Origin of the sequence: Azonexus sp. (assembly GCF_030824335.1) — a bacterium.
GTDB lineage: Bacteria > Pseudomonadota > Gammaproteobacteria > Burkholderiales > Rhodocyclaceae > Azonexus.
Genome location: NZ_JAVBXX010000003.1, coordinates 293,180 through 317,948 on the forward strand (window position 1 = coordinate 293,180; position 24,769 = coordinate 317,948).

Genomic DNA, 24,769 nt, shown 5'->3' on the forward strand with positions numbered 1-24,769 from the left:
CGCTCGCTTGCCGCCAATTGCCGATTGCCATGACTGACCAGCTCAACCTCTTCGATCCGAACAACCCGACCGCCGCCGAAGCCGGCGATGCCCAACAGCCGCCGCTGCCGCCCGCCGCCAGCGGCCCGGCCGATGACATCCCCTCGCCCGCCGACTACGCCGCCCGCCGCTACCTTGAGTACGCGATGAGCGTGGTCACCGGCCGCGCGCTGCCGTCGAATGCCGACGGCCAGAAGCCGGTACAGCGCCGCATCCTCTACGCCATGCACCGGATGGGCCTGTACAAGAGCCCGAAGCACGTCAAATCGGCGCGCGTCGTCGGCGACGTCATCGGTAAATACCACCCGCACGGCGATTCGTCGGTCTACGACGCCATGGTGCGCATGGCGCAGGACTGGAGCCTGCGCTACCCGGTGGTCGACGGCCAGGGCAACTTCGGCTCGCGCGATGGCGACAACGCCGCCGCCATGCGCTACACGGAAACCCGGCTGACACCGATCGCCGAACTGCTGCTGGCCGAACTCGACGAAGGCACCGTCGACTGGAAACCGAACTACGACGGCGTCAATGACGAGCCCTGCCTGCTCCCGGCCCGCCTGCCCTTCGCGCTGCTCAACGGCGCCTCCGGCATCGCCGTCGGCATGGCGACCGAAATCCCGTCGCACAACCTGCGCGAAATCGCCAATGCTGCGGTCAACCTGATCCGCAACCCGGATTTCAGCGAAGACGAAGTCCTGGCATTGGTGCCCGGCCCGGATTACCCGGGCGGCGCACAGATCATCTCAACGCCCGAAGAAATCGCTGCCACCTACAAGAGCGGTCGCGGCAGCCTGCGCGTGCGCGCCAAATGGAAGATCGAAGCCCTGGCACGCGGCCAGTGGCGCCTCGTCATTACCGAACTGCCGCCGGGCGTTTCCACCGCCACGGTGATGTCGGAAATCGAAGCCTGCTCCAACCCGGTGGCCAAGGAAAAGGCCGGCAAGAAAGTCTTCACGCCGGAACAACTCAATTTGAAGGCGGCCTTCCTGTCGGCCATTTCCGAGTCTGGCGTGCGCGATGAATCGGGCAAGGAACACGACGTGCGACTGGTCATCGAACCAGCCAGTTCGCGCCAGGGGCAGGACGATCTGGTGCGTCTGCTGCTCGCCCACACCAGTCTGGAGACGAACGCCTCGATCAACCTGACCGTGCTCGGACTGACCAGTTCGCCGCGCCAGGGCACGCTCTATGACATGATCGCGGAATGGTGCCGTTTCCGGCTGTCGACCGTGGAAAAACGCACTCGCCACCGCTTGGCCGCCGCCGAACGACGCATCCACATCCTCGAAGGCCGGCAGGCGATCCTGCTCGACATCGACAAGGTGATCAAGGTCATCCGCGAATCGGACGATCCGAAGGCCGACCTGATTGCCCACTTCAAGCTGTCCGACATCCAGGCTGAAGACATCCTGGAAATTCGCCTGCGCCAGTTGGCACGACTGGAAGGCATCAAGATCGGCGAAGAGCTGGCGAAACTGCGCGAAGAAGCCGCCGGCCTAAACAAGCTGCTCGATTCGGAAAGCGAACTGCGCGCCTGCGTCGCCGCCGAAATCGAGGCCGACGCCAAGAAATACGGCGACGACCGGCGCACGCTGATCGAAGCCGACGCCAAAGTGACGATGTCTGACGCCAAGAACGTCTCCATCCCGGACGAACCGACCACGCTGATCGTCTCGAAACACGGCTGGCTGCGTTCGCGTACCGGCCACAGCGTCGATCCGACGCAACTGACCTTCCGCTCCGGCGACAGCCTGCTCGCCTGCCTGCCCTGCCGCACGGTCGATCAACTGATCCTGCTCGACACCAAGGGCCGCGCTTATTCGATTGCTGCGTCCGACATTCCCGGCGGCAAGGGCGACGGCGTGCCGGCCACCTCGCTGGTCGATTTCCAGGATGGCGGCAAGACGGTGCTCGCCTGGCCGGTTTCCGCCGACAAGCTGTACCTGGTCGCCGGCGAAGGCGGCTATGGCTTCCGCGTCAAGGGCGAGGACTTCATCTCGCGCGGCAAGGCCGGCAAGGCCTTCCTTACGCTGGACGAGGGCGAATCGCCGGCCATCTTCCAGCCGGCCCCGGCCGACGGCGAGATCGCAGTATTCACCAAGGACGGCCGGGCGCTGGTCTTCCCGCTCGAAGAAATCCGCCTGCTCGCCAAGGGCCGCGGCCTCAAGCTGATCGACGCGGCACCGGGCAAGACGGCGCTGGATGCCATCGAACCCGTGCTCAATGGCGTTGCCGGCAAGCTCAAGGGCGAACGCCTGGAAGTCTGCCGCGGCAATCGCGGCGGCAAGGGCAAGCCGGTGAAAGCGCCGCGCAAATAGAATTCTGCGGTCGACCGGAAAAAAGACCAAAAAAGCCAGTCGACCGCAATATTTACCCCGACTCACAGCCGATTGCTGCGCTTGGTCAGCACCGGCATTTCGGGTAATTTATCGGCCTTCAAAAAAACAAATTCAGGGAGAACACATGACACCGCTACGCATCAATCTCGAACAGGACGAGATTCCGACCCACTGGTACAACGTCGTCGCCGACCTGCCGACACCGCCCGCCCTGCCGCTCGGGCCGGATGGCCAGCCGGTACCACCAGAAGCGATGGGAGCGATCTTTCCCGATCCGATCATCGAGCAGGAAATGAGCGCCGAGCGCTGGATTCCGATTCCTGAAGAAGTCCGCCAGATCTACGCCCAATGGCGCCCCGCCCCACTCTGCCGCGCGCTGCGCCTGGAACAGATGCTGGGCACGCCAGCCAAAATCTTTTTCAAGTATGAAGGCGTCTCGCCAGCCGGTTCGCACAAACCGAACTCCGCCGTACCACAGGCCTTCTACAACAAACTTGCGGGTACCAAGAAACTGACGACCGAAACCGGTGCCGGCCAATGGGGTTCGTCGATTGCCTATGCCGGCCAGATGTTCGGCCTGCCGGTGCGCGTCTTCATGGTCAATGTCAGCTATCAGCAGAAGCCCTTCCGCCGCTCGATGATGCAGACCTGGGGCGCCGAAGTGTTCGCCAGCCCAACCAAGCTGACCAACGCCGGCCGGGCCGCCCTGGAGAACGATCCGAACTGTCAGGGTTCGTTGGGTCTGGCGATTTCCGAGGCGGTGGAAGAAGCCGCCGCCGACCCAAACACCTGCTACACGCTGGGCTCGGTGCTGAACCATGTCGTGCTGCACCAGAGCATCATCGGTCTGGAAGCGAAAAAGCAGTTCGACAAGATCGGCCTCTACCCGGACGTGATTTTTGGCCCTTGCGGCGGCGGTTCCAGCTTCGGCGGCATCGCCTTCCCCTTCCTCGCCGATCAGGCGGCTAGCGACCCGCGCGCAAAAAATCTGCGCTGCGTCGCCGTCGAGCCGACCTCTTGCCCGACCCTGACCAAAGGCGCCTACACCTACGACTACGGCGACGCTTCCGGCTACACGCCGATCATGAAGATGTACACCCTGGGCCATGACTTCATGCCGCCCGGCATCCACGCTGGCGGCCTGCGCTACCACGGCGATTCGCCGCTGGTTTCGCAACTGTTTCACGAAAAATTGCTCGAAGCCGTTGCCGTGCCGCAGGTCGCAACCTTCGAAGCCGGCGTGCAGTTCGCCCGCGCCGAGGGCATCATCCCGGCACCGGAATCCTGCCACGCCATCCGTGCCGCAATCGACGAAGCGCTGAAATGCAAGGCGACCGGGGAAGCCAAGACAATTTTGTTCTGCCTGACCGGCCACGGCCATTTCGACATGGCCTCATACGACAAATATTTCTCCGGCCAGCTTGAAGATTACGACTACCCGGCCGAAGCCATCGTCGAATCGCTGAAGCACTTGCCCAAGGTCGGCTAAGCCGGAAAATGATCGAAATTCTGCGGTCGACCGCAGAAATGGCCCAAAAACGGAACCCGCAAGGTTCCGTTTTTCATGAACATCACGGGCAGAGAGCAGTGGACATATAATCGTATGCTAATAAATAACGCCACCCTGACCGAGAACATGAAAATCGCCGACCCGACCCAAACCACCATCGTCAATGAAGTCCGCCTGATGCTGGACGAGCTGCCCTTCGACGGCGCACGCGTTGTCGAACTCGGCTGCGGCAAGGCAGAAAAAACGCGCACGCTGGCAGAAACCGGGCGTTGCCGGGAAATCCTGGCGCTTGAGGTGGATACCATCCAGCATGCCCGCCACCTGGAAATCACCGATCTGCCAACCGTCCGCTTCCTGCACGCCGGTGCCGAAGCCATTCCGGCCGATGAGGCCAGCGTGGACATCGTCATCATGTTCAAATCGCTGCACCACGTCCCCGTCGCGCTGATGGATCAGGCCTTATCCGAAATCGCCCGCGTACTCAAACCCGGCGGCCTGGCCTGGATATCCGAGCCCGTCTTTGCCGGCGAACTGAACGAAATCATGCGCCTGTTCAACGACGAAGAAATCGTCCGCGAAGCCGCTTTCGCGGCATTGAACAAGGCCGTCAGCGATGGCCGGCTGACGCTCGCCAGACAATATTTTTTCCAGACGCGCAGCCATTTCGATGACTTTGCTGCTTTCGCGCAGCGCATGATCCAGGTCACCCACAGCAATCACAGCCTGTCTGCGGAAACTTATGCCGCCGTGCAACAGCGATTTGCCACCCATTTGACGACGGAAGGAGCGACTTTCCATTCGCCACAGCGCGTCGACCTGCTGCAAAAACCCCGCTGACCGAACAGTCGGCTCGCTAATCCAGTTTCAGATCGCGCGTCACCAGTTGCTGGCGCAAAACCTGCTCGTGCGCATAGCGGGCGCGCAACCGGGGATCGGTGAGCAACATGCCAAGCGTTTCGCCAACCACCATGATCACGCCCAGTACCGGCAGCACCAGCATCAGCCCCGGCACACCGGCTACCGCCCCACCGACAAAAATCATCAGTACCGTCAGCAGCGGATGCATCTTCAGGCTCTTGCCGATAGTCAGCGGCATGAAGACGAAATCGTCGAGTAGACGGACGAAAAGAAAGAGCACTATCGCTGCATAGGCAACGCCTGGCTGACCGGGGAAATCGGTCGCTGCAACCAGCACGACCAGCAGACAGCCAAGCACCGAGCCAATGTACGGCACCCAGGCCAGCACAGCCGTCGCCAAGCCCAGGGTCAGCGCGCCGGAAATCCCGATAGCCGATAAACCCAGTGCCAGACAAACGGTGTCGAGCAGTGTCAATTGCATCAGCCCGACAAAATAGAGGCGCGCCGTGCGGTCAACCTCGTCCATGACATACAAACTGCGCTCGAAATACGCATTCGGTACGGCACGCAGCAGGAAGCGACGGAAACGCCAGCCGTCGCGCAGCATGAAAAAGGCCAGAAATGGGGCGAGTAATAACGACGGCGACCAGGCCACAATGCCCAGCGCGATACCGGGGATATATGTCTCGGCAAAATGTTCGAAAAATCCGCCCAACTGAATTTCCAGCATCTCGCGCGCCTGCGACTCGGCGATGAAACCGAAGCGTTGCTCCAGATCGCTGATCGCCCCGGTCAGCAAGCGTATGCCGCCGCCAAGATAACGCATGGCCGATGCCTGCCAACCCATGGCATCGCCAAACAGGTATGAAAAACCCAAAATAGCGCCAAGCAGGAAAAAGCCGAAAGCCAGCAGGCTGACCCAGGCCGCGGCACGATCGTGCGAAACACCACGCAACAACAGGTGCAGTTTGAGCGGCATCAGTACGTAATAAATGATCAGCGCCAGGATAAACGGCACGACCAGCCAGAGAATTTTCTGGAACAGGAAAAGGACCAGGCAGGTCGCAGCGATATTTGCTGCCCAGACCAACGGCCCAGCCCGATAAGGCAAGCCGGCCAGTTTCATGAGGAATCTTTGCCGTTTGACGAGGCGGCCAGCATCTGGCGCAACCGCAAACCCATGTGCCGTGCCAGTTGTAGCGCAATACGCGAGGCAATGCGGGCGTGGGAGTTCATCAGGCGTTCGAAATCAGTCCGCGACAAGACGACCAGCACGACAGGCTCGAGTGCCCGGGCTTGAGCCGAGCGCGGGCTATCGTCAAGCAAACCAAGTTCACCAAAGAAATCACCCGCCGACAACTCAGCCAGCGGTGTTGCAAAGCGTTCCGGCAAACAGATCGCCACTTTGCCGCTGATCACGACGTAAAGGGCCTGTCCATCCTCGCCGGCATCAAAAATCACTTCGCCGGCCATGAAATGGCGTTCCTGAACAAAGGCATCGATGACCCGGAAATCCCGCTTGCTCAGATCGCGAAACAACTCGGTTTTGGCAAGTTGATGCTCGCCCTTCGCAACATCGCCTTTGCCACCCAGCCATTTCATGAAATATCCCCGTTGAAAACAGTGCGCAATTTTAGCGCAGCGGCTACCCCACAAACAAAAACCGGGGCACATGGCCCCGGTTTTCATGCTGACACGAAGAACGTATCAGGCAACTTTTTTGGCAACAGCCTTCGGTGCAACAACATTGGCCGCCTTCATGGTTGCCTGGGTTGCAGCGGTCACGCTGGCTTCGGCAACTTCAGCAGCCTGCTTGGCAACCTTGTTCAGGCCGTCAAAAGCTTCGTTGGCCGACTTGATGGCGGTCTTCACGGCTGCAACAGCCACTTCGGAACCAGCCGGTGCAGATGCCAGCGCCTTTTCCACCATGCCGGAAACCTTGGCATTGGTGTCAGCAACATGCACTTCAACTTCCTTGGCAATCTTGTCCTTGGCGTCGCTGGCAATGGCGATGACATTACGCGAGTATTCCATGCCCTTTTCCAGCGACGGCGCGGCAATACCCTTTTGCAGTTCGACGAAGGTCTTGATGTCCTTGACGCCGAGCAGTGCATTGATGTTCGAAGCATACGCTTCGAACATGGAGCGGGAAGCGGCCAGATTCAGCACGGCCAGACGTTCGATACCATCGAATGTAGTGTTGGCAAAGGACAGGACGGCGTTGAAACCCGGCTTGGTGAAGTCTTCGGTTTTGGTGAACATGGATAATCTCCAGAGGATGAGGGAATTAGAACGGGAACCGCGTCAGATAAATGTTGCGGTGCAGCATGGCTCTATTCTATTCGCCCAATCTGCGGTGTCAAGCCTTATTTGTGCAGTGCAACATTTTCTTGAAAACTACAGCTTTCAAAGATAAATCCAGTCGCACTCAGCGCCAGGTTTCAGCGCGGTATTCCCGAAATACGCGGAGATCTTCGTCGAACTTTGTTTCAATCTCGTTACGACCAATGTTTCGATGCTCACGATGCGTTTCCGGTGTGCCACCGACAAATTTTCGGGAGAGTTTGTCGGCCCAGACCTGCTCCCGCTTTGCATTCTCAAGATGCCTCGTCCGCAGTGCAGGAGTCGCAGCATCAAGCGCTAATTGCTGCTCTTTTGCTGCAGCCATTCTGGCATCGATCACAAATTTGGTTTCTGCGTCGGTAACCAGATCGTAATAGCGCAAGCGTCTGGCCTTTTCCTCGACGATATCGATTTCCGAGGCATAATATTTCATCAGCATACTTTTCTTGCTGTCGAAACACTGAGGCTGGACCTGATCCTTACAGCTGGAGTACGGGGCGAATGGCGCAACCTGAGCATAACTGGCTGCGGCAAACAGGACAAAGGAGAGGCTGACAAGAATATTCTTCACTCGCATATCGCTTCCTCCACCCATTTCACGCCCAACAAAAAACCCGCAGAGCGTTACTGTGCCGTTAATCGTTTCATGTCCCGAAATAAAGCATTAACTGACCAAGAAGGCCGCTGAAGCATGCCTCTGGCCCCACAAAAACACTCCAAAACTCCCTGAAAACGATGGTCTCCAGCGCACTGAAAAGCATATCTTGGCCAATCGTGACGAAATAAAGCAATTCTTGGCCAAAAAATATCTACGAAAATTCAATGACTTTCCGACCTTGAAGCACTCAGATAGAGCCATTGGCTAACTAGAACCAAATAAAACCTTACAAACACTAACCACAAATTCGAATTTTACGAAGCGACATTCAGAAGCAGATTGATTTCTTGGTAACGGACCCCGACTTATAGTGGCGTCACATACTACAGGAGGAACAAACCACCATGCGCACTGAAGCACGCGTTATCGACCTGAGCAAAACCGAATTTGGCACGTTTGCGGCGCCCGACACCAATCGCGTCATTCGCAATACCTACCAACTGCTCGCTCTTTCAACTGCTGTTGCCGGCGTAGGCGCAGGTATCAGCATGCTGGCCGGTTTTGGCCCGCTGGCCGGTATCGTATTTACCCTGCTCGGCCTGGTGCCGCTGTTCTATCTGCACAAGAAACGGAATACGGCGGCAGCCGTGCCGGCCATGCTCACCTTCACCGCCCTCAGCGGCCTAGGTCTCGGCCCGACGCTAACCCACTACATCAACATGCCTGGCGGCAGCAGCACAGTGCTGACCGCAGCCGTGATAACCACTGCGGTCACCTTGGTCCTGACGGCTTACGTCCATAAAACCGGCAAGGATTTCTCCCGCATGGGTGGCTTCCTGTTCGCTGGCCTGATTGTCGTCATCCTAGCTAGCATTGCAGCGATGTTTGTCCCAGCCATGCAGGCTGGTGTATCGGCTGTTGCAGCGCTACTGTTCTCAGGCTTCATCCTGTACGACACCAGCCGTCTGGTGCGCGGGGAAGAAGACAACTATGTGATGGCTGCGGTAAGCATGTACCTGAATGTGCTGAATCTATTCCTTTCGGTGCTGCAACTTCTCGGCTTCTCCAGCAACGACTAACGCAGTTCTCCGAAGCTATCCCTTGGCTGGTTGCAATTGAGCAACTCGGGAAAGCACTTTTTTCTGTTCAACACGAGGACGCCAAGCAACTGGAGAACCCAGGTGGCAGCGAATCGCAGTTGCACGACATCCCTTGGCAGTAGTTCCGGCTGAAAATATTTTCCGAAGCTGTGTCTGGTCGTACTTTTCAGGCTATACCCGCCCTAACTTACAGTGGCGTCACCACCTACTGGAGGAGTTAGGAGTTAACGTTTTTCGAGTGGGTTACCTGAAATTGGCGATTTATGAAGGTTTCTCGAAATTCATGAATGTTTTTCGAGCTCGGGCATGATGATTTGCATATGGCTGACCAGGGCTGGTCACCAAGGAGCGGACTGTTATTCTTTCCGGCAGTAGACTTTTCCATCTGGAAGAGTAATCTGGAATCGAAGCCTGACAGGCAGTTGGTTAGGCCCTTCAGGAACAACGCGATTGGAGGCAGCATGACTGAAAATCCGCCGCAGTTCGACAAGATGACCGAGTAGTACCCAAACGGTGACAAGCCGGTTGCCTCGGCCGTGAGTGCCAAGGTCCAAGATTTACGAAGCCCATGTTCAGCGACATGGGCTTCATGCTTTTACCCTCAGGCCCTATGCCGTTTCTGGATTCACAGGCTTTTTGCGCCTGACGTAATGAGGGTCAAATTCTCGCAATATGTTTGAGTTGTAGAATTTTTTCTTCGTACCATCTGGCTTGAGAGGGTCAAGTAGGCGCTCCCTACAGAAACGACTATCGCCCTCAAGCGCCTTACGGATTTGGTGGTAGCGAACGTTTTCCTTGAAGTTTTCATACCTCAGGCGGAGACGTTGGGTCAGGGTCTTGTACTCCCAAGGGTAAGTCTCACGAATATCAGCCTCATCCAGTCGTATCGGCAATGCTGATGGATGATTAGAAACACTGAATACATTACTAGCCCCATCCTTGCTCCGCTTCAAAGCAACTTCAACGGTCAACGCCACAGAAAAATCACCATCATGGCCGGAATCGTTAGCCTTCATCGCTTCAAGATACTTTGCCAGATGACGCTCTTCCCCATTCATACAGAGGCCGGGGACAGTGTTAACGCCTGAGACAAACGCTAATGGCATTAAAAACATGCGTTGTCCGGATAGGTCATCACCAAACCAGATTCGTGCGGCCTGCACGAAATTTGCTACGGTAGCCGAGCTAATTTCATGGAATGCTTTAGCAAATGCCAGGTCCTTGTTAGCAAAATGCACCGCATTGTCCCGAATCTCCGACAAGGCCTCCAAATTCTGTCGGATTGGCAATTCGACGGCAGCACCATAGCTTGAATTCAGACGCTCGATGGCCTTGAATAGGCCGACGGTGACCACATTGCCAGCCTTGTTCCGACGCCGGTACGCCTTTTCCGAATATTCACCATCGGCCTTTTTGCGGCGCTCGTACTCCAAGATGGCAGCCATTTTGTTGCCAGCCAATTGCAGTAAACGTGCCTTAACTAGAAGCTCCCACGCATTGATGGCGAGAATGGCAAAGGTTTCTTCTCGATACTGGAACACAGGCTTGTTGTAGATTTCTATCGCTGCAATCAGCGCATCTACTGCCTTGCTCAGGAGATTTCTGGACCTAGGCTTCATCGATACTCCTAGCTCCGAATCCCAGTGCAACTGGGAAACCGCGAACACCCCCAAAACTGATTGCCGGCGTTGGCCCCCTTCTTGGCAGTCCGCCGCACCATCTCACTGCCACACTTCGGACAGGCCGGCATTGTCTGTTCCGGTGCGGTGATGGGACTGGGAACCTGGCCAATCATGGAACGAAGTTTTCTGGCATCGAATAATTTGATGGCCCGGCCATCAGCAAAGCTCTTTGCCTCGTCTGTGAAGGCACCGGAGGCCACTACAAATGCGCCGACAGCGCGTTCGGCCGTCATCACGCCATAAAGCTCCCGGACCGTGGCCACGCCGACCTTATGCGATTTCCATTGCTTGCACTGCACCAGATATTTGTCGCTCCCCATGTGAAGCTCGAGGTCGACACCGCCATCCGGACCATCGCCACCGCGTTCCACCACGCGATAGCCTTGCCGACGGAAGGTCTCTGCCACCAACCCTTCAAACTCCCGCCAGCTCATCTTCTCTAGTGCATCGGCTGCCGGGTCGGTCGCCACCTGGGCATGGAGTTCTGACTGGCGGCGCTGCCGCGAGAACGAGATGAAAGCGCCGACCAGGAAAGCGAGCGGGACAATGTACTGCAATACACTGGCCAGCATGGTTCCGACCCCGTGTGTGACGGAGTCCCCCACTGTTTTGCCCAATGCTTTCAGCTCGGCCGGGTTCATGGTGAGAGGTACCCGGGTCGCAAAGTAGTGCAGGATGAAATAGGCGACAACGGCCAATCCAACACCTGCCTTCCACGGAAGTTGAGCGGCAATATCGACCAGGTCATCGAGAACAGATGATTTTTTGCGGGCCATGCGGATTGTTGTTTTGAGATAAAGGATGCATTTTGCATCCCGCGGAATGCCAACAGCAAGCATCGATTTCGGGTTTGAGTACCGAGTGCGTTTGCCCGCAACCCTCAGAGGTAGTGCATTGCAGTCTCCTTAATACTCGGAGAAAGCATTGACATCCAGACGATGCAAGGCATGCGGCAATTCATTTACGCCGTGGCCTCAAGCAAAAAACCAGCAATTCTGTTCGAACCCGGCCTGCCAAAACGAGCGGCGCCGGCGCAAGCAGGCCCAGTGACATCAGCGACACCGAGCCGCCCCTCTGAAGAGGTAGGCGAACCCAAAGCACCAACACAGAGAGCGTAGTGCCGTGAGCACAGGCGTCTTCAGCGCGTGACGCGAACGGAGCGAAAAACCTCACTAAGCTGCACAGCGGCCGCGCGCCTACCTGTCACTACCAACCCAGTATCGTTCTGATTCTGTCTAACATCCAGGCCAGCTCATCAACGGTGATATCCCACTCGCCTGTATTGACTTTCTTGCCTACCCCCTTGGCCATCCGCTCGAGATTAAATTCGCGGCTCCATTCGGGATTCTCGTGTTCCTTGCGCTGGCAATACAGGACAAGTTGCTCGACGAGGTCCTCGCAATTTTCGTATTGTTCTCGAAGCTCCTCTTCCGTCCAGCCAACCACATACCGTCCGTCAATGCAGCGTGCAAGTAATTTGGCTTGCACCCCAGGAACTGCGCCCATTGGTGCACCACGGGGAAAATCATCTGGAAGAGTTATGGTTGTCATGGCAATTCACTCCAGTACATCAAGGTACCGCTAGTTCATCAAAGTTGAAGTAGATTTGCTACTGTTTTGTGGGCGGCCTTTCAGTGACGGCACCACCAGCCGAAAGACTGCTAAAGAACCGCCATCGGCCCTGCCGTTACGACACATCAGCGCCCCGGCAATGCCCTACCAATAACCAGGCCGTTTTGGCTCTGGCGCATCGAGAATCGGGTCGGAGACTTGGATAAGTGGGTCCAGCCAGTCGGCCTTGCCTCTTACCCATGCAAGCCAATCCAGTTGTTCCTGAGACAGGCCTCCACTCGACCTTGCCTCAGCCTCTACCGCGTCAGCGAACACACGCAGTCGGGCTGCACGCTCCCATCGGTGGCTGAGGCCTCAAGGTGCTTGAAGCGCTCAGCTTCATCAGCACGCCGTTTGGTCAAAAACTCAAAACGTTCAACGGCAAGCCGGTGAGCCTCTTTACGACGGGCTTCCTCGACTTCTTTCGCATGCGTGTCTTGAGCAAGCGCGACGATACCGCCAATCACCTCCGCTAGACGATTTTGAAGTTGCGTCTTCGGAGTGTCTTTCCACGTTCTCGAAGGCCACCGTCCAATTTGAATAGTGAGTATCCCCGTCGGGGTGTAGTCATACATGGGCACATGCGGGAAGGTAGCCGAATGGTCCCATCGAGAACGGTCCCAATACCGTTTCTGAGCCCGTTCCTCTGCTGCTGTTCGTTCATGGCGGGTTCGCCGGATGTACTCGGTCAAGGCGAACTCAAGCGTGGTTCCGGTTTCAATCCATTTCAGAAGTGTCACTCCCCGTTCACCATCAACCTCAATGTCGAATCCCCGCTTGATTACCTCCTTCAACAGTGCATCGACAATATCGAGGGCCCGGTCAATTGACTCACGTGTTACGGAGAGATTCAGCACCTCTTTCGGTGCCGTGCGAAGTTGGGTGTTTTCGGGCCAACCATCTCTCTGCCGCAATCGCTTTGAGGCAGCCCGAACCAACGGATGAGGAGGCAATGATGAGAAAAGCTCCTCGGGCCCCGGTAACGGGGGAGTTTCTTTCCGAATCTTCGCTGCAGACTGCCTTGCAGCCTCGCGGATGGCAGCTTTTTCTGGAGGAAGCTTCACTAGCCCAGTGGCAACCTGCCCTTGTTGCTTCAACTTGGGAAGTGGCGCCCGATTCATGATTCGGCCAGCCTTGACCTTCGCCCAATAGCCCCGACTGGGCAAAGGAATGACAAGGGCTCGGCAAATCTTGGCAAGCCCTACATCAGAAAGGCCATAACGCGGAGCGACAACAATGACCGGGTCAGTCCAGACCTCGTTGTACAGCGTTTCCCGGTCAACAGGCTTTTCGGGTTTTTCCATAGAGAAGAGGCGGATTCATCGCATCGATATATTGAATTTGATTCCGGCAGGTCAGTGCAAACGTGAGACGGTTCAGCAACTCGGATAATATGCAAATTGCTTGCATTTCGCATTACTACCAATGACCGAAGAAAAACTCCATAAGCTTCTCGACCGAACAGCCCAATTCCACACGGCGGTCCAGCGCCATGTCCAATCGCTACTCCCAGCCCCCGACCAGCGCTTCGTCATTGCTTTTCAGTCCGGACTACTATCGCTGGAACATGCGGTCAGTGCCTTGGTTTTATTCGACCAAGGACTGTTTTCTTCGGCTATAGCACTGACCCGCCCCCAGTTCGAAAGCCTCGTCCGCGGAGTCTGGTTATTGCATACCGCCAGCGACAATTGGGTAAACAAGCTCTCCGAACCCCTCACGATGGAAAACGCCAAACGTGCAAATGAAGGAGAGGGACTGGCGGAGATGCTTAAGCAGTTGGAAGCTAATCCGAAGGCACCGGCCGGCATCGTTGCTCAATTGCGAGAGTACAAAGAGGTCACCTGGAAAGCGATGAACAGCTACGCTCACGGGGGACTACACCCGCTATCCCGCAAGATAACGGGGTATCCAGCCCAACTGATTTACGACGTCATTCGAAACTCGAACGCCGTAGTCGCGCTGACAGCACAGCTCCAATCCATTTTGACAGGGAGGCCCGAGAACATGGGACCGGTACGGCAGATGCACAGAGATTTCGTGGACGTGCTTCCGATTATCAATCAGTCGTGACTTAGCTTGAATGAGGCAAGAACGCCTCAATTTCTGACCGATTACGCAGGATGATTTGCTGGGCCTTCGGGTTCTTCCCCGAAACATCATCTAAACCCAAATTGCGAACGACGTAGAGTAGCAGTGCCCGTCGGCATTGAAAACACAGCTCACCGTTTTCCATCCCATAACTGCTGCCACATACAACCGATGCATCGGCCGTCCCTCCTCAAAGCTCACCACCGAGTGGTATAGCCGCTTGTTACCCTGCCAGTGCACAGACCATTCTCTTGACGGCCGTGCGGCCTACAGCACCCGGCCAATGATGCTGCTGCCAGTAGCGTGCGGCGATTAAGTTGCCTAGGGGCATGTACTACCTAATACCGCCGTACTTGGGCGTTACTACTCAGCTGACCCATTCACTTTCAGTTCAATGGGTTACTGTGAAAAATCGGCAGTCTTTCAAACTACCCCATTTCATACTCTGCTGTTTGGTATTCCGGCACAGACCTACCGGGTCGGCGCAATACCAACGGAATGGTTCGACATTCCCGAACGTCGGCCCGGCTAGAACATCAGCCGGTCCTCCAACTCGAGCCGGTCTTCGGCGGACAGCCCGAGCGTCTTTGCGCGCTGCTCCCAGGTGCCAATCACCACCCGCAAGCTGGCCAGCTCGGCCTGGGCTTCCGCTTGGCTCAGCCGGTAGAGTTCCGCGGTGGCTAGCACTGTTTCGAAATCAGGTTCGGTGCTGCTATCGTCGAGAGCCAGGACGTGCTCATCCTTCTTTGTGGAAGGATTCATGTCGTAGGCCGGCGCCAGTCGCCAGCCACCTGGATGCCAGATGAACCCATGGTTGCGCAGATGGTCATCCCGATTGGCGGTCGCCACGTTGAACAGCACCCGGCGGAATAGCTCCTTCAGGTCAGCGTCGATATGGCCCTCCACCCCATGGGTGGACAAGAACTCGGCGAGCTCGAGATAGGATGCTTCGTCCTTGTCGGATTTGCCGAGCAGGGACATGGCGGAAGTGAAAAAGCGCCGGCGGCCTTCGTGCCGGTCAAACCGTAATGTGACGAAGGTGTGGTAGTCGTGCCCAATGCGCTCGAGCTTCGCCGGAGAAATAGCCAGCTTGTAGTCGTCAGCCAATTCATGCAACAGCTTTTCACGCAGCGCCCAGTCGTGCTCATCGTCTGCGGCCGGAAATTTGGCAATCCACAACCTGCCCTGGCCATCCTGGAGATTGGCTTTGGGTCGAGCGCCGCCCAGAGAAGCCCCGGGCGCGACCAGCACCCGCAGCCATTGCTGCAGCAAATTGAGGTCATCAACCTTCTTGCGGGTAAGCTCAAGCGCGACGTTCTGCAACTCACCGAGGTGCGTCAAGGCCGGCGCGGATAAAGCTTCGTTGGCCAGACATGCCGTAGTCGCAAACAAGGGGCGTTCGCCCTTCTTCAGTTGTCGGTCAGACTGCAATGGACTGAATCGAAGCGCGCCCATCCGGGTAATGTCCTGGACACCCAGGAAGAAGTCCCAGTTTGTCAGCTCCCGCCGGGCTCGGTCCTCCTGCTTAGCCTCTACCAGCTCGCGGCGTTTCATCAGGACCTGCCCCCAGCGGTCCGGGCAACTGTCCATGAAAATGCCAAAATTCGAATCCTTGGGATAGAAGCTGCCCGCCGCCAGGGTCAGCTCCGGGTCCAGGGCGAACGCCAGCGGATGTGAGAGCCATTCAGGGGAATACTCAAACCGAACAGTATGCATCCCGGCGCGATAGAGCCGTCCCATGTGAGCCATCTCGCCGGCATGGGCGTCATCCAGCCAGACTTCAAGGCCTTCAGGCGTCTCTACGCGGGACGCTTTGGCCGCTTTCGACATCACATATCCTCCGCGGCAGGCTCGGCCAGCGTTTTCTTTTTCGGCGCCCGCCGGGGCACATGGAGCGCAGCATCTTGAAGCCGCCGTCCAACCAGGTCATCTGCCGCCACCTGAGTGAGGTCCTTGTCGAGGCCAAGCACAGAGAGAACTCGCAGATACGTACCTAGGGTGACCGCAGGGTCCCCTTGCTCAACCTTGTTGATGGTCGGACGGGAAACATTCGCCCGCTGGGCGACCAGGCTGACCGAGAAGCGGCGGCGCAGGCGCGCATCGCGCAAGCGCTCACCCAGTTCCTTGAGGAGCTTGGTCTGGCTGGGGTAGAGAAGGGGGGCTTTTGCGGGCATAGTGAAAAACATTATATGCAAACTGGCCGCATTTTGTCAATAATGGTTTCTCTTAAGAGGGAGCTATCGCAATCATACGTGAGTGCGGATTAAGCTGATTAAGAGTAACCATTGTTGGCATAAAATCGATGTATTGTAAATAATGGTTTCTGTTTAGTCATAAACGAACAACCCGACTAGAAGGCCGGCTATTTTGAAGGGAGTGGCTGGGCGCTCTTTGGGTCATGTGCCCTTAACCGAAAGCGAGCGGGAGGTTTTACGACGTCATTCGAAACTCGAACGCCGTAGTCGCGCTGAGAGCACAGCTCCAATCCATTCTGACGGGGATACCTGAGAACATGGGGCCGGTACGGCAGATGCACAGAGATTTCGTGGACGTGCTTCCGATTATCAATCAGTCGTGATTTACCTTGAATGAGGCAAGAACGCCTCAATTTCTGACCGATTACGCAGGATGATTTGCTGAGCCTTCGGGTTCTTCCCCGAAACATCATCTAAACCCAAATTGCGAACAACGTAGAGCAGCAGTGCCCGTCGGCATTGAAAACACAGCTCACCATTTTCCATCCCATAGTCGAGTTCAATGACCCGTTGGTGTGCTTCTGCTAGCCCTGGATTGGGAGCCAGAACCAGCGTTATTGAGGTCTCCCAATCAAGGTCTTGGGGCGGCTCCATCGGCGGTGACAACTCGCCACCCAGCGAGAGAATTCGCGCAACAACAAAATCGCGGTAGCCATTTTCCAAATGGCAGAACACCCTAACGTGCCAACGATAGCCGTCATGACCAAATGCTTTAGGAGAAACGAGTCGCTTCTTTGGCACCGTACTCGTCATCGACTGGTAAGTCATTTCCAGCGCCCGCCGCCGTCGTATCGCTCCCAATAGCGCAATCAACGTATCGGCATTCAACATCCGTACAGGCGTAGGTGCCACACCAACCGGCGGAACCCATCCTAAAAAACTGACGCCTTGGTCCAATATGCCATATGCTTGCACCAGCAAGTCGCTGAGATATTTTTGTGGCTGGCTGGACGGAAAAAGCGGCTGAAATGCCTCGGTGGCAATATAAGTTCGCTCACTGCGGTCATAGAGCGCATTCCTGGGAGCCATCTCGAGGTAGCGCGCAATGTCGAGTGAGGCCTGCGGGGTGGAAATTCCGAAAAAGTCAGAGATGTCACCGCGATTCAACCGCCCATCCCAACGCAGACGAAAGTCGATGAACTCCAGACGTTTCTCGGGGCCCCAGCGAGTCGAGGTCCGAGATTCTGGCGTGAGAGCAGTCGACGTTTTCATGGCGGCAACTTTAGCACACGTATAAAAACTTTACGCACGCCGATTTTGAGCATATAGTTTTTATACGTTCATCTATTTTGGATAGAGCAATGCACACTCTCATAGCCAGTCGAAGGAGTGACTTATGAAAGCACTCCGTGCCTCTGCTGGGCTAGTAATGCTGCGCAGCCGCCCCTTGTGGCGGCTGCTGGCGGCTGACAAAGCACCGCTGGTCATGGGATTGCTGCAAAGCCTGTTACTCGACCAAGAAAAAACACTTCCAAGTTCAGTGTTTCATGAACGCTTGGCCAGGGAACTCGAGGTACTTCGTACTCACGGCCATGACCTACCCCAAACCCCGCAAGCTTATGTTGCCAACTGGATTGCCGATGGCTGGCTAAGTCGACGCTTTCCAGCAGGCGCTAGCGAGGAAGAATTTGAGCTCACTGCCGAGGCGGCCTCTGCCTTGCGCTTCATCAATGGCTTGCTCAAGCCACGTACGGCAGCAACAGAGAGCCGCCTGGCCAACGTGATTCAACAACTGACCCGACTAGCGGAAGAAACAGATGCCAATCCACAAACCCGGATGGCTGCGCTGGTCGCAGAACGCGAGCGAATTGATGCCGAAATTCTTGCCCTGGAACGCGATGGCGTCGTCACGCTACCCGATGAGCGCGCCTTGGAACGCACCCGAGAAGTCATTGCGTTGGCCGAGGACCTCGCTGCCGATTTCCGAAATGTTCGCGATGAATTCGACAAACTGAATCGAGGGTTACGGCAAAGTCTCATGGAAAGCGATGGCAGTCGCGGCGAAGTCCTCGAGGCACTGTTTGCCGGCGTCGACCTGATTGCCCAGAGTGAGCACGGAAAAACCTTTACCGCCTTCTGGCGACTCCTCACTGATGGAGAACAGTCATCTACCTTGATGGAATCATTGGATGCTGTGACATCACGTTCCTTTGCTCGAGGATTGGAACTGCGGGAGCGACGCTTCCTGCAGAATCTGACGGCGACCTTGATGGCCGAGGGCGGCACTGTGCATGAGGTTGTTCAGCAGTTCGCCCGCAGCCTAAAAACCTTCGTCCAAAGCCGAGAATTCCAGGAGCAGCGACGGCTGCACAGCCTGCTGAAAGAAGCCCAACAAGCTGCGCTTGATGCTCGTGACCACGTCCGACCGAATTTGGCCTTGAATTACTCCCTCTCGCTGACCAGCAGTCGTATTCGCTCGGTCAGCCAGTGGACCTTGCATGACCCCAGTTTGAATGTCGCCAATGCCTCAATGCCCGATGCCGAAGTATCGGAATTGGGCTTGGACGTGGTGGAAGAACTGGTACGCCAATCGGAAATCGATTTCCGCACCCTCCGCCAACATTTGCGAGAGGCGCTGGCAACCGCCTCACAAATCACTGTAGGCCAGATGCTGGAGAGATTTCCGGCAGAACAAGGCTTTGGTAGCGTAGTCGGTTACGTGGCGCTGGGTGCCAAACATGGCGAACTCACCAGCGATGCCGAGTTGGTCCGCTGGTTGGGAAGCGACGGAATACATCGAACGGCCAAAGTCCCGGCCATCTATTTTGTCAGGGAGAGCCTTCTTGAACTATTCGACGAATGACAGTTACCCGGCCGAGACGCCTCTCGAGTCGGAGTTGTTAGCAACGGTCCAAAATGACAACACATCCGACAGCGCCGTTTTCCCCGGTGACTTAGGGTGCATTCCCCATGAAACCCGACGGGTGCTCGTCCAACTTCTCCTCGGACCTGCCGTCGATGGCCGGCGCCAGGGCAATCTGTGGGCAGTATTGCTGCGCGATGAACCGGTACTCAGGGAGCGTCTGCACGAACTTTTCCTGGAATTGGTCATTGACCATGACCAGAAGGTTGCCTTCACCCGACAGGTTGTTGCCGAGGACATCGAAATCCCCGTTCTGCTGCGACGTGCCCACCTGACCTTCCTTGAGTCGGTACTTATCCTGTTCCTTCGACAGCGGCTAACCCAAGCCGATACCCATGGCGACCGGGCAGTCGTGTCTTGGCTGGAAATGGTTGAGCACCTCAGTGTCTATGAACGCACTGGCAACGCAGACCATGCACGCTTCGACAAGCAGTGTCAAAGCGCCATCGAGAAAGCCAAAAAACTCAGCCTTATCCAGAAGCTTCGCGGCGCCGACGACCGCTTCGAAGTCTCGCCGACCTTGAAGCTCTTGTTCCCAGCCGAAGAAATTCAAGCACTGACCCGGACTTATCAGGGGCTTCTGCACCAAGGGCATGACGTAGAAGCAGAACCAACGAACGAATTGCCCGGAGAAGCAGAAGTCCAGGGAGAAGATGATGAATAGAGAACCGCAAGGCACCCTGGAGCTGTATGCCGATAGTCCGGCAGATGTAAATCAGTTCCGACTGACCAAGATTCAGATATTCAATTGGGGCACATTCAACGGTGTCGTCGACTTCACTATCCCACGGAGTGGCTACCTCTTCTTAGGTCCATCCGGTTCAGGAAAATCGACAGTTCTGGATGCCCATGCTGCCATCCTTACGCCTCCAAAATGGGTGGATTTCAACGTTGCAGCCCGCCAGGATGAGCGCCATAGCAAGGACCGTAATCTCATAACCTACATTCGTGGGGCCTGGTCGCAACAGACCGGCGATAGCGGCGAGTACGTTTCCCAATATCTCCGCCCAGAAACCACATGGTCAGCCATTGCTGAAACATATCGGAATGGCACCGGCCGTGTTGTCGTGTTGGCCCAAGTTCTCTGGGTCCGCGGCAAGAGTACGGCGTCCAGCGATGTCCACAAGCGCTATCTGATTCTTCAGCGGGAATTCGATGTCCGGGAGTTGCAGTTTTTTGCAGACAACAACTTTGAAGTCCGGCGCTTCAAGTTTGACTTGCCCGATGCCTCGGTCAAAGAAGAATTTAGTGGCTACCAGGAGCGGTTCCGGCAACTACTCGACATCGACAACGAACGCGCGCTGCGTCTCCTCCATAAGACCCAATCCGCCAAGAATCTCGGTGACCTCAACACCTTCCTGCGCGACTTCATGCTCGATGCACCGGAAACCTTTGAGTTAGCTGACAACCTAGTTGCCCAGTTCCAGGAGTTGAACGAGGCTCATCAGGCAGTTGTTGAGGCACGTCGCCAAATCGAGACGCTGAGCCCTGCACAAGCCGAGGCTTTTCAGCTCGATTCTGCCAAGCTGACGAAAAACGAGCTGGAAGCGCTGTCGGTCGCTATCGACGCCTACTCGGAGCGAGAGAAAAAACGCCTGTTGGAGTCCGCGGTTCGCGAGCGCCAAGTTTCCATTGAAGTGTTGAACTCTCAGTTGTCTGAACTGGAGACAACGTCACGCAATGAGTATGAGATGCTGCAAGGCCTTCAACAAAAACGCTCCGATTCCGGCGGCAGCCGCATCGAGCAACTGACCAAGGAAATTGGTGATACAGAGAAACAGCGAAATACGCGTCTGAGCAAACGCAATTTGGCAGAAGCCGCCTGCCAGGCGATTGCCTGGCCTTACCCCGATAACGCCACGGAGTTTGCCCGCCGCACTGATGAAGCCCGCCAGGAGGTTATTGAGGCGGAGGCTTGGCGAGCTCAACACGGCGAGAAGACATTTGAACTCAAGAAGAAACTCGATAAATGCGAAGAAGAGTTCTCCGGCATCCGCTTAGAAATTGCGGCGATGGAGAAGCAACCCTCCAACATTCCAGCCCGTCTCTTGGGTATCCGCGACCAACTCGCCAAGGCCCTGAACATCGCCGAGGATAAGTTACCGTTCGCCGGTGAGCTCATCGAGGTGAAGGACGAGGACGGCGAATGGCGGGGAGCCATCGAACGAGTTTTGGGTGGCTTTGCGCGGTCCCTCTTGGTGGCCGATAAACACTACCCTGCCGTCTCCAGCTACCTCAACGAGAACAATATTGGCGAGCGCCTGACCTATCTCCGCGTTATCGAGCGTCCCGCCGAAATCCGCTCCGTTGGACCCGCCTCCCTTGTCGGCAAGCTCCAGTTCGCCCGAGGCCCTCACACCGAATGGTTACGAGATGAGCTGAAAGCACACTTCAACTACGATTGCGTTGATAGCCTCCAGGCCTTTCGAAATGCGACCCGCGCAGTAACACGAGAAGGCCAAATCAAGCACAACACCATCCGGCATGAAAAGGATGACCGACGTCGCGTCGATGACCAGACCCAATGGGTCCTCGGGTTTGATAACAAGGCCAAGCTCAAGCTGTTCAAGGACAAAGCCTTGGCACTGGCCGGTGACCACGAACACCTGCGCAAAACGCTGGAAGTTCACACCGAGGTTGGCACCAAGCGAGAGCAACGCTTCGTCCATTGCCAGACACTAGCCAACCTGCAATGGGTAGAGGTTGATGTCGCATCCATGCTAACCCGTATTACTAGCCTCCAGACCCAGCTAGAAAATGAGCAAAAGACACACCCCGACTTGGCAGTCCTTGACGAGCAAGTCAAACGCCAAGTGGATACCTATGAAGCTGCACTGAAGAAACAGAACGCTTGCACGGTGTCCATTCAGACGGCAGAAAGCCACCTCGCCAATCTGAAAACCAACTTGGAGGAATTGCGGTCAGAACTCCTTGGCTTCCCCCTTCCCCCTCAGCAACTAGAGAACCTCAAGCGGCGCTATGACGAAGTCCCCAAGGCGCTCGAATTGTCGTCGCTCGCGACAATTACCCTTCAAGTTGAACGTGGCATCAATAAAGAAAAGGAAAAGCTGGATGAAAGCATCCACGGCCACATCAAAGTCATCGAGCGCCAATTCCAAATATTCGTGACAACTTGGCCCGCTGAAGCCGGTGGACTCGACCCGACAATGGCTAGTGCCGATGACTTCTTTGCCAAGCTAAAGCGCCTGGAGCAAGATGGGCTTCCCGAGTTTGAGGAGCGCTTCCTGCGCCTATTGCGGGAACAAAGCGACCAGAATCTGACTCGCCTATCGACCCAGCTCGACCAGGAACGCAAAGCGATTCGAGACCGCATGGATGTGGTGAACGAAAGTCTTGAAACCGCCCCCTTCGGCCCCGGAACCCACCTCGTCATCGACACCCAGGACCGCATGTTGAAGGATGTACTGGATTTCAAGCAGAGCTTGAAGCAGGCGCTCAGCTATTCGTTCAGCCAGGACAAGGAAAGTGCGGAAGCACGGTTCAAGGTACTCAATGACCTCGTGAAGCAGTTATCCAGCCAGGAAACTGTCGACCGGAATTGGCGAGCGGTGGTGCTCGACGTCCGACAGCACGTTGAGTTTGTTGCCATAGAACTTGATGAATCGGGACTTGAAATCGAGGTCTATCGCAGTGGTGCCGGCAAGTCGGGCGGACAACGCCAAAAGCTGGCAGCAACCTGTCTGGCAGCTGCACTGCGCTATCAACTGGGCGGCCACGACCGAGCTTTGCCGACGTACTCGACGGTAGTGCTCGACGAAGCATTCGACAAGGCGGATGCTGAATTCACCGCCATGGCGATGAACATCTTCAAAACCTTTGGCTTCCAGATGATTGTGGCTACGCCTCTCAAATCCGTTATGACGCTAGAACCCTTCATTGGTGGTGCCTGCTTCATTCACATCAAGGACCGCAAATTCTCCGCGGCAATTCCTATCGACTATGACGATGAGACTCAACGACTGAAATGGAAAGCGGAGGATGGCGATGGCCAGGCAACTGCTGCTGCCTAAAGACGTCGTCGACTTCCTGTCGCGTCGTTATACGAACCAGCACAAGGCATGGCTTCTAAGCGAAGGCCAATGGCCGATGACCGTCACGCTGGGCATCCCCACGGAAAACGCTGTCGCCAGCGATGTCTCTAGCGTACGGCAATGGGTCGATGCCTGGACCTCATGGTCTGGACCAGCCAAGGTATCCTGGGTGGCTCGGCAATGGGCTCGCCTAGGCGCCCAACAACTACCTGCCGCATTGGAGCTCGCAGGCCCTGTTGAAGTGGCGGCTATCGTTGGCCAGGGTCGGCGCTGGCGTAGCGCAACCCAACGCTATGAGGCCATCACGCGCCGTTGGCCGCAACTCGCGGGTAATTCAGTGCTTGGAAGGCACTTCAATGTCTTAGCAGACTACGCCGAGACCGATTTTTCCAGGCTATTTGCAATGCTCGACTGGCTGGAGAGAAACCCGGCATCAGGATTAGCGCCACGACAACTGCCAGTTATCGGCCTCGACACCAAATGGCTGGAGAAGCGAACAGGCATCATCACTGAGCTCCTGAAAAGCATCCGGAACAGTGACGAATCAGGCGACTTCTATGCAGTTTGTGGACTGAGACGCCCCAAGCCGAGAGTGCGTATGCGCGTTCTCTGTCCCCAACTTCGCGGCCTGCTTGGTGGCCTAAATGATATTGAAGCCCCGACTCATGAACTCGCTGCTCTGTTGATAAAGCCACAACGCGTCATCATCGTAGAGAACCTCGAAACAGGCTTGGCCCTTCCGGACATGGAAGGAACGGTTGCTTTTATGCGCTTGGGTAACGCAGTCAGCCTGCTAGCCGAACTTTCGTGGTTACGAGACTGCGATGCCGTGTATTGGGGTGACATTGACACCCACGGTTATGCCATATTGAATCGAGCACGCAGTCTGTTCCCTCAGTTGGTATCAGTCATGATGGACCAAGAAACTTTCCTTGCTCACCAGGAGTTGTGGTGTGAAGAGAATGTGCAGTGTCCGGAGGCCGAGCTGCCATGGCTGACCGAAAGCGAGCGGGAGGTTTTCGAAGGTTTGAGGAACGGCACCTGGGGTTCGCAGCTAAGACTGGAGCAGGAACGTATTTCTTGGCAAAAGGCTTTGGAAAATATTCAACATCCGCACCAGCACCAGCACTTACCTTCATTGGCAGCGGGCTGATTAGCGGCTATTTCATATCTACGGGGCACGTGCAGATGCAATCCTCGCACACTGGGCAGTGCGCCCTGCGCTACTACGCGGGCAAAGGGCATCCCTGGCCACTCCCGGAATACTGGATAGCGACTGGGTTTGTTGTTCGGACCTAGCCGTATGAACAACGTAAGCGCCCGGCAAACTCATCTGTAAATTGACGCGCTAGACCGCGAAGATCGTGTCCCCTTAAAAACGATGGTGGACACTTTCGATGGAAATCCAGAAGCCAAGTCGGCGCCGGCGGC

General features: G+C 56.3%; 21 protein-coding genes. 10 read left to right on the top strand and 11 right to left on the bottom strand.

Going from position 1 to position 24,769, the window contains the following annotated elements; genetic code table 11:
- Window positions 1-29 precede the first annotated feature (29 nt).
- The 3 genes from parC (at window position 30) to RCI20_RS01290 (ending at window position 4,725) form a co-directional block, all read left to right on the top strand.
- Window positions 30-2,357 (top strand): DNA topoisomerase IV subunit A, encoded by a 2,328-nt coding sequence (gene parC, locus RCI20_RS01280; protein WP_306602664.1) that lies wholly within the window; start codon window positions 30-32, stop codon window positions 2,355-2,357.
- 145 nt (window positions 2,358-2,502) lie between these two features.
- The gene (locus tag RCI20_RS01285; protein ID WP_306602665.1) at window positions 2,503-3,867 is read left to right on the top strand and encodes a TrpB-like pyridoxal phosphate-dependent enzyme; all 1,365 of its coding nucleotides are present in this window, start codon (window positions 2,503-2,505) and stop codon (window positions 3,865-3,867) included.
- 114 nt (window positions 3,868-3,981) lie between these two features.
- Window positions 3,982-4,725, top strand: a complete 744-nt coding sequence (locus tag RCI20_RS01290) for a class I SAM-dependent methyltransferase (protein WP_306602666.1) — start codon at window positions 3,982-3,984, stop codon at window positions 4,723-4,725.
- A 16-nt stretch (window positions 4,726-4,741) separates the two neighbouring features.
- Here the strand turns inward: RCI20_RS01290 and RCI20_RS01295 are convergent, their stop codons facing one another.
- From RCI20_RS01295 to RCI20_RS01310, 4 genes are all read right to left on the bottom strand, one after another.
- Window positions 4,742-5,872 (bottom strand): AI-2E family transporter, encoded by a 1,131-nt coding sequence (locus RCI20_RS01295; RefSeq protein WP_306602667.1) that lies wholly within the window; start codon window positions 5,870-5,872, stop codon window positions 4,742-4,744.
- A complete protein-coding gene (locus RCI20_RS01300) occupies window positions 5,869-6,348 on the bottom strand; it encodes a cyclic nucleotide-binding domain-containing protein (protein ID WP_306602668.1) in 480 nt (159 codons plus the stop codon). Before RCI20_RS01300 ends, RCI20_RS01295 begins: the two co-directional genes overlap by 4 nt.
- 105 nt (window positions 6,349-6,453) lie before the next feature.
- Window positions 6,454-7,008, bottom strand: a complete 555-nt coding sequence (gene phaP, locus RCI20_RS01305; RefSeq protein ID WP_306602669.1) for a phasin family protein — start codon at window positions 7,006-7,008, stop codon at window positions 6,454-6,456.
- 166 nt (window positions 7,009-7,174) lie between these two features.
- Window positions 7,175-7,660 (bottom strand): hypothetical protein, encoded by a 486-nt coding sequence (locus tag RCI20_RS01310; RefSeq protein WP_306602670.1) that lies wholly within the window; start codon window positions 7,658-7,660, stop codon window positions 7,175-7,177.
- 431 nt (window positions 7,661-8,091) lie between these two features.
- Between RCI20_RS01310 and RCI20_RS01315 the strand changes: the two genes are divergently transcribed.
- A complete protein-coding gene (locus tag RCI20_RS01315) occupies window positions 8,092-8,766 on the top strand; it encodes a Bax inhibitor-1 family protein (RefSeq protein WP_306602672.1) in 675 nt (224 codons plus the stop codon).
- A gap of 629 nt (window positions 8,767-9,395) precedes the next feature.
- On the opposite strand, the gene RCI20_RS01320 is transcribed toward RCI20_RS01315, so the two are convergent.
- The 4 genes from RCI20_RS01320 to RCI20_RS01335 all read right to left on the bottom strand — a co-directional run bounded on the left by RCI20_RS01320 (window position 9,396) and on the right by RCI20_RS01335 (window position 13,384).
- Window positions 9,396-10,406 (bottom strand): DUF3644 domain-containing protein, encoded by a 1,011-nt coding sequence (locus RCI20_RS01320; RefSeq protein ID WP_306602674.1) that lies wholly within the window; start codon window positions 10,404-10,406, stop codon window positions 9,396-9,398.
- A gap of 8 nt (window positions 10,407-10,414) precedes the next feature.
- On the bottom strand, window positions 10,415-11,308 hold the full coding sequence (locus tag RCI20_RS01325; protein WP_306602675.1) for a restriction endonuclease: 894 nt from the start codon (window positions 11,306-11,308) through the stop codon (window positions 10,415-10,417).
- A gap of 367 nt (window positions 11,309-11,675) precedes the next feature.
- Complete coding sequence (locus RCI20_RS01330; protein ID WP_306602676.1) at window positions 11,676-12,020, bottom strand: hypothetical protein; 345 nt, start codon at window positions 12,018-12,020, stop codon at window positions 11,676-11,678.
- Between the two features lie 317 nt (window positions 12,021-12,337).
- Window positions 12,338-13,384, bottom strand: coding sequence for a hypothetical protein (locus RCI20_RS01335; protein WP_306602677.1), 1,047 nt, complete (start codon window positions 13,382-13,384; stop codon window positions 12,338-12,340).
- Between the two features lie 121 nt (window positions 13,385-13,505).
- Between RCI20_RS01335 and RCI20_RS01340 the strand changes: the two genes are divergently transcribed.
- Window positions 13,506-14,150: a hypothetical protein gene (locus RCI20_RS01340; RefSeq protein WP_306602678.1), complete on the top strand. Its 645-nt coding sequence runs from the start codon at window positions 13,506-13,508 to the stop codon at window positions 14,148-14,150.
- Window positions 14,151-14,696: 546 nt separating this feature from the next.
- On the opposite strand, the gene RCI20_RS01345 is transcribed toward RCI20_RS01340, so the two are convergent.
- Together RCI20_RS01345 and RCI20_RS01350 are read right to left on the bottom strand one after the other, a co-directional pair.
- A complete protein-coding gene (locus RCI20_RS01345; RefSeq protein ID WP_306602679.1) occupies window positions 14,697-15,998 on the bottom strand; it encodes a type II toxin-antitoxin system HipA family toxin in 1,302 nt (433 codons plus the stop codon).
- A complete protein-coding gene (locus RCI20_RS01350) occupies window positions 15,998-16,342 on the bottom strand; it encodes a helix-turn-helix domain-containing protein (RefSeq protein ID WP_306602680.1) in 345 nt (114 codons plus the stop codon). Before RCI20_RS01350 ends, RCI20_RS01345 begins: the two co-directional genes overlap by 1 nt.
- Window positions 16,343-16,608: 266 nt before the next feature.
- On the opposite strand from RCI20_RS01350, the gene RCI20_RS17720 reads away from it, so the two are divergent.
- Window positions 16,609-16,746 (top strand): hypothetical protein, encoded by a 138-nt coding sequence (locus RCI20_RS17720; protein WP_373691450.1) that lies wholly within the window; start codon window positions 16,609-16,611, stop codon window positions 16,744-16,746.
- Between the two features lies 1 nt (window position 16,747).
- On the opposite strand, the gene RCI20_RS01355 is transcribed toward RCI20_RS17720, so the two are convergent.
- On the bottom strand, window positions 16,748-17,635 hold the full coding sequence (locus RCI20_RS01355) for a WYL domain-containing protein (protein ID WP_306602681.1): 888 nt from the start codon (window positions 17,633-17,635) through the stop codon (window positions 16,748-16,750).
- A 157-nt stretch (window positions 17,636-17,792) separates the two neighbouring features.
- On the opposite strand from RCI20_RS01355, the gene RCI20_RS01360 reads away from it, so the two are divergent.
- Genes RCI20_RS01360 through RCI20_RS01375 form a run of 4 tightly spaced genes read left to right on the top strand, consistent with a single transcriptional unit; the run spans window position 17,793 to window position 24,491 of the window.
- On the top strand, window positions 17,793-19,226 hold the full coding sequence (locus tag RCI20_RS01360; RefSeq protein WP_306602693.1) for a DUF3375 domain-containing protein: 1,434 nt from the start codon (window positions 17,793-17,795) through the stop codon (window positions 19,224-19,226).
- Complete coding sequence (locus RCI20_RS01365; RefSeq protein WP_306602682.1) at window positions 19,207-19,950, top strand: DUF4194 domain-containing protein; 744 nt, start codon at window positions 19,207-19,209, stop codon at window positions 19,948-19,950. Before RCI20_RS01360 ends, RCI20_RS01365 begins: the two co-directional genes overlap by 20 nt.
- Window positions 19,940-23,317: an ATP-binding protein gene (locus tag RCI20_RS01370; RefSeq protein ID WP_306602683.1), complete on the top strand. Its 3,378-nt coding sequence runs from the start codon at window positions 19,940-19,942 to the stop codon at window positions 23,315-23,317. Before RCI20_RS01365 ends, RCI20_RS01370 begins: the two co-directional genes overlap by 11 nt.
- Entirely contained in the window at window positions 23,292-24,491 is a 1,200-nt protein-coding gene (locus RCI20_RS01375; protein ID WP_306602684.1) for a DUF3322 domain-containing protein, read from the top strand. The genes RCI20_RS01370 and RCI20_RS01375 overlap by 26 nt, the downstream gene beginning before the upstream one ends.
- Window positions 24,492-24,769: the final 278 nt, after the last annotated feature.